Genomic DNA, 5,490 nt, shown 5'->3' on the forward strand with positions numbered 1-5,490 from the left:
GCAATGTCAGGAGCTTCTAACTTTCTACTTCTGTCCAGCAGAAATTCCAAAGGTTTATTCTCAATAATTGAATCTTCCTTGCCCTTCAATCCTCTTTTAATAGCAACCACATACAATTCTTCTGTCTTATATAGGTGTTGACATACCTGACTGATACTCCAACTGTTTGAATCATGCCGCCTGTTCAGCTGATCTCCGTTCAATCCATTGAGGATTGTAAGCAATACCTCCCTTGTTTCCTTTAATTTTTGATTAATTTCTTGAAATTCCAGGGTAACCACTCCTTCATTTCTGAAATCGTAAACAAAAGTGCCCCAGCCTTAGATAGCTGTTATCTTAGGCTTGGGGCATTTCACTGTCTGCTTCTTCCATTATTATACATCTGATAACCGAAGGGTGTAAGCCCCCAAGTGTAAATAGGCTTGCAAAAAAGTGTCTCTTCCGGCTTCACTTTATAGCAGAGTAACCTTCTCTTTTAATTTGAAACCGGCCTGCAAGAGGCCGGTTCGATGCGTTACGGCGTAAGGACGCCGTCGCCGATAATAATTCGCTGGGTTTTGCCATAATCGCCGGGCGTAGGAACGATGATAAACTGCAGCGTGTGGACGCTGCTCACATTCACATCGAGGTCGAGCGCAGCGGGCTTTGCCGAACTGAAAGAAAGCATCTTCAGCACTTTCTCGCCACCCATGACCTTGACCTTACTGCTGCCGTACTCGCTTCCGACGGTCAACTTGTCAACTGCGACTTCCGCAGTCAATCGCTTGTATTGCTGGTTCAGACCGACTGAAACAAATCGCATCCTAAAATGCAGATGATACGAAAAGGAAGATATAACTTATTCCTCAATAATTCGTGTCTTGACAATGGGGAGCATTACAGTTTTTGTCCCCCAAGTACAATTTTGTCTTCATTTGTCTCAACCTTCTGTTCAGATATGTCAGTGTTAATTGACACAAATCTCCCCATACTTACTGATGTCCAGATAATAATATCATTCATTTTGATTAATTCTCCTATAATACAGATTAATATCAATCCTATTATCATTCACTGAGTTAGTTCTGTATCATTTCGCCGATTTATGAGGGGAGATTTGTGTCAATCAATACCTCTCCTATGCAGATATATAAATAGGGTTTGTTCAGAGAATTGAGCCGAAAACTAAGTTTAGGGTTCTTTTACAACCTGGATATTATTAATGAACCCAGCCGTAGGTGTAAATATAGCAGTAAATTTATTACTCTTCACATCATACTCAAATAACCCACGTTCGTTTTTAACGATTGCTATCGTATATATTTTGCTGCCATCTTTAGAGTAATTGGCTTCTCCTCTTTGTAATCTTGTAGTTTCCCACTTACTCACACTAGTGGTTTTTCTAGCAGTATCATAGTCAATAACTATAGAGGGGATTTGCCCCTTGTTATATTCCTTGTCACCAAATGCAATAACATGACCCTCTTTATTCATCAGCATACGAATCCAGTAATTTTTACTAAAGAGCTTTGTTTTCTCTTTCAAATCGTAATCCGTTTCGTATATGGTATACGTTGGCATTTTGAAATTATTCTGTCCCGCAGGTCCATCTTGATGGGTCAGACTATAATTCCGTTCCTTCAACGAATAAGCCGAAGCATAAACTTTTTTGTTACTATGATCTAATGTAATAGCTTCTACGAGCTTGTCATCATCACCCCAGAGTCTCATCTCATTGGAGGTGAGATCAATAGCGCCTAATCGTATGGCTCTCTCTCCTTTTACATTAGCCACAAAAAATAATTGATCCCCTGAGGGAATAATATAGTTGACTGCAAATAAGTTATCGGTAAGTTGAGTGCTTTTTTCACTCGATAAATCTCTGACAAAGATCTGGTCTCCGTAATCTTTGTCTGTCCCTACCCTTTGGGTATAGTACACTACTTGATTAGGCTTATCATAAAAGCCCAACGGATATTGAGCTGTATATTCGAATTGAAAGACCTTTTTCATTTGCTTTGTAGCTGTATCATAGCTTAGTATTTGTGTCATTATGGATCCGTTTTCATCTGTAGTCGCATATTCTGAATAAGTCATCGTAATGTAATCCGTTGCAGGTGCTGGTGGCTTCTCCTCTGAACTAGCTTTAGGAGTAGTATTGGCTGTGCTTGTTGTTTCCGAACTAGCATCTTTAGACGAGCATGAAACCAGTAATATCGCTAACAACAAATACATTAACGTCTTTAATGTTTTTTTCAAATCAATCTCTCCTTAATTTCTGTTTCTATAATCAATTATGCCTATGGCTTAAGCCATAGGCATAATCTCTATAACTTTAAAATTGATAATAGTATCTACCCGGGAAAGATAATGTATCACTGTAAGTATAACCGAATTGTACATTATTCCAGCCCCAGAAATAGTTATCCATTACTGCATCAGGAAGAGAACCAATGTCGTTCTTATATACAGTTTTAACAATATTAGTATCTAACGCTCTAGCAGTGATTGGAGTTCCATGAATTGCATTATCAATTTGTTTTTTTGTTGCGATATCACCTGCTCCTAATGTCTTACCGCTTGATCCTACTGTTCCAGATCCACCAACACCAGCCCTGAAAACAGTAAATCTACCCTCTCCTGTTACAGCACCTGAAGAAATAATTACTTTTTGTCCTGAACCATATGTGTAAGTTCCTGCAGGTAAACGTCCTGGATAAGGGACTGTTGAACTTGGAATATCGGCTGCCACTGCTGCATGTTTCGGAGCAATACTCTCATCTACATAGACATGATTAATGTGTCCATCAGATCCATAGATAACTACAGTACCTGGAGATGGTTCTGGAAGATCAAATCCAAGATCTATCACTGGTAAATCCTTGACAGTATCTGCTACAGCTTTGAAAAAATCATCCTCAGCAGCTCTTCCATAAATATCCGGCACTTCTTCATAAGCTTGTAATGAACGTAATATATCATTTGTATCTCCAGCATGATCTGCTGCACTTGTATCATAGGTTATTATTGGTTTTTTCTCTGCATTATAAGTCAAAATTGCACCTGGAACAAAAGTTGTTGGTATCTGATTTTTCACAGCTTCCAAATCAATCCTTGTTTCGCGTGATTCGTTTGAAGTAATGCTATTTAGTTGAGAATTTTCAACAGCATTTACCATCACACCACCAGACAATAGCAATAAGGCCGTAGACAGGCTTACGGCAATCCATTTCTTGCTTTTCTTAGATTTCATTTTTACAACCTCCTCTAATTTATAAGAAATAGGGTCAATCCCACTTGCTTTCTGGAAAAATTTTAACTTTCTAGCCTTCATCTTTGAAGGTTAGACCGGAGAAATCCGTATACGATGATATTATTTTTATTTTTTTTCGTAATAATATCCTCTTATTATCAACTGTTTTGTATCTTCGGTCACTTCCTCACCAATATCTCCTCTAACAACTTCCTCTCGTGGAAATTGTTTTGGAAAAGGTGCATAATAAAATTCTCCATGTTCAGTTACTACACTTTCCACCGGTTCTGTTCGAGCTTTTCTGTCGTATTCAATTTGCCAATCTGGTAATGCTTTTTTTGGTGGAGTGGTGTCATTAATAGTCGAGTCTATAACTTGCTTATTATCTATAAGTTCTCTGATTATAAAAAAAGCGCTCATTAATACAAAACAACATGATGCAATGATTATAGTTCTTCTTAAAAACTTCTTATTCATGATCACTCACCCCTTCTAAGATGTTATTTGTTGTTGAGGAGATACTTAAAAGATAGCATCAATATATCCATTCCCTGAAATTGAAAAATCGTTCAAATTTGTTACCATTACTTGGTATGTACCAGGAGGTACGTTCCATATCTCTTTTGTTTCGTTCGTATGTGTAAATCTCCCATAGATGAGGGCTGGCGTTCCAAAGTAATCTCTGTTGACGAGTGTATAATTCACAGAGGGGGCTTTGTTACTATTAGTAGCCCACTGAACTACAGTAATCTTGTATTTAGTTGCTGAAGAAGTGAATTCACCTGAGAAGTGGGACACACCGGATGGACCAGCTGGTGCCAAATTATCAAAAGCCCAAGACATATTAGCCATAGGTTTAATATTTCCTTCTGGTTGAGTTTCTGTGGGTTCTACCATCAATGATTCTATAGGAATAGCATTTCTTATTGCCTCGTGATATTCTTCCTCAGTAAGATCACTTAAAATTGAGTCTGAATTCACAATTTCAGAATATGGCGGAAATCCTTTTACCCAATCGTTTTCAGCAGCCTCTACATTAGAGACACTACCAGTATGTAAACCTACAGATGTCAATATAACTACCAACATTGTTACAAGCATTTTTTCATTGAAAAATCCTCCTCAATCGTTAATATGAAACTTTAGTGAATGTATCGTCTCGCAACCCCCTAACAATTGGAAGTATTTACAAAACAACCCTAACACAAGAGTTTATATTTGTAAAATAAGTAATATATTTACAGTTCAAGTAATTAAATTATTATCAACCTAGTCGGTGTAATCGGCCCTCTCCAATAAATAACGCATCTATCATGAACTTAGTTATGCTTTTCTAACGTTTCGTTTGTGAACTTCCCAGAAACGCAATAACATAACCACGATTAACACAAAATTTATCGAAAGAGAGATCATTTAAATGTTGTTAATAGAGGATAGTTAATCCGAATTTAAGGTATGAATAGTTTAAAATATTTTTCTCAAATCTTGCGAAGTAAAATTTGTATTATTCTTACTTTAATGGCGACTTATGGAACATTGCCCTTCATGCTTCAATGCCTTGTCTTTCACTTACAGTTCACCTGTAATTAAAGCCTTCCATTAGGACGGCCAAATAAAGTAAAGGACACACATAAATCACATAAATCATAGATCATCTGTATCCCTTTCAAGAAATTAAAGCCAGTTTATTATTTTTATTGAATTGATATGCCTTCGACTATCATCTTTTTAAAAAGTGAGTCACAATGGTATGGTGATAGTCTTCATTGTTCTTCAGGCCAAACTTAAAAAGCGGGTGCCGATATTTAATCGGTACCCGCTCACTGCATGCTCTCTTCACATCCAATTATTGGTTTGATCACTGCTTTTTTCTCCAGCAAATCCTACAGATTAATTTATTTAAATCCTTCGATAATTTCATTTATTTGTTTAATATGTCTTTGTTCATGCAAGTACAGTGATTTAACCCATTCAATTAATAACATCTCTTTAAAGACAGGGTGGGTGAAATGTCTTCTGCTTAGCACGGACGGGTCTTCTAATGAATGGAGCAGCTCCACTAGCTTCTCTCTTGAATGATGTAGTTTCTCGACAATTTCTTGATATTCCATAATTTCATCGGTTGGTTTAGCAATGTCAGGAGCTTCTAACTTTCTACTTCTGTCCAGCAGAAATTCCAAAGGTTTATTCTCAATAATTGAATCTTCCTTGCCCTTCAATCCTCTTTTAATAGCAACCACATACAATTCTTCTGTCTT

At 37.2% G+C, this 5,490-nt stretch carries 7 protein-coding genes; all 7 read right to left on the reverse strand.

Features of this window, described 5'->3' with window-relative positions; all coding sequences use genetic code 11:
* Positions 1-281 (reverse strand): DinB family protein (locus AB4124_RS33935; RefSeq protein WP_441975449.1); only part of this gene is annotated, 281 nt, incomplete at its 3' end.
* A gap of 233 nt (positions 282-514) precedes the next feature.
* Complete coding sequence (locus tag AB4124_RS33940) at positions 515-802, reverse strand: NPCBM/NEW2 domain-containing protein (RefSeq protein ID WP_076326745.1); 288 nt, start codon at positions 800-802, stop codon at positions 515-517.
* Between the two features lie 368 nt (positions 803-1,170).
* Positions 1,171-2,238 carry a hypothetical protein gene (locus AB4124_RS33945; RefSeq protein WP_441975450.1) on the reverse strand — a complete coding sequence of 356 codons (1,068 nt, stop codon included), beginning with the start codon at positions 2,236-2,238 and terminating at the stop codon, positions 1,171-1,173.
* A gap of 76 nt (positions 2,239-2,314) precedes the next feature.
* Positions 2,315-3,232, reverse strand: a complete 918-nt coding sequence (locus AB4124_RS33950; RefSeq protein ID WP_076326747.1) for a hypothetical protein — start codon at positions 3,230-3,232, stop codon at positions 2,315-2,317.
* A 126-nt stretch (positions 3,233-3,358) separates the two neighbouring features.
* Positions 3,359-3,709, reverse strand: coding sequence for a hypothetical protein (locus AB4124_RS33955; RefSeq protein WP_076326748.1), 351 nt, complete (start codon positions 3,707-3,709; stop codon positions 3,359-3,361).
* Positions 3,710-3,754: 45 nt separating this feature from the next.
* Positions 3,755-4,333, reverse strand: coding sequence for a hypothetical protein (locus AB4124_RS33960; RefSeq protein WP_441975451.1), 579 nt, complete (start codon positions 4,331-4,333; stop codon positions 3,755-3,757).
* A 794-nt stretch (positions 4,334-5,127) separates the two neighbouring features.
* Positions 5,128-5,490, reverse strand: a 363-nt coding sequence (locus tag AB4124_RS33965; RefSeq protein ID WP_441975452.1) for a DinB family protein, incomplete at its 5' end; no start/stop codon positions are given.

The organism is Paenibacillus sp. 2KB_20 (genome assembly GCF_052115765.1).
Taxonomy (GTDB): Bacteria; Bacillota; Bacilli; order Paenibacillales; family Paenibacillaceae; genus Paenibacillus_AQ.

What these genes read in the sequence shown, in the direction of transcription:
- AB4124_RS33960 (WP_441975451.1), bottom strand. Translation starts at nt 4,333, where the DNA reads ATGCTTGTAACAATGTTGGTAGTTATATTGACATCTGTAGGTTTACAT.
- AB4124_RS33955 (WP_076326748.1), bottom strand. Translation starts at nt 3,709, where the DNA reads ATGAATAAGAAGTTTTTAAGAAGAACTATAATCATTGCATCATGTTGT.
- AB4124_RS33950 (WP_076326747.1), bottom strand. Translation starts at nt 3,232, where the DNA reads ATGAAATCTAAGAAAAGCAAGAAATGGATTGCCGTAAGCCTGTCTACG.
- AB4124_RS33940 (WP_076326745.1), bottom strand. Translation starts at nt 802, where the DNA reads ATGCGATTTGTTTCAGTCGGTCTGAACCAGCAATACAAGCGATTGACT.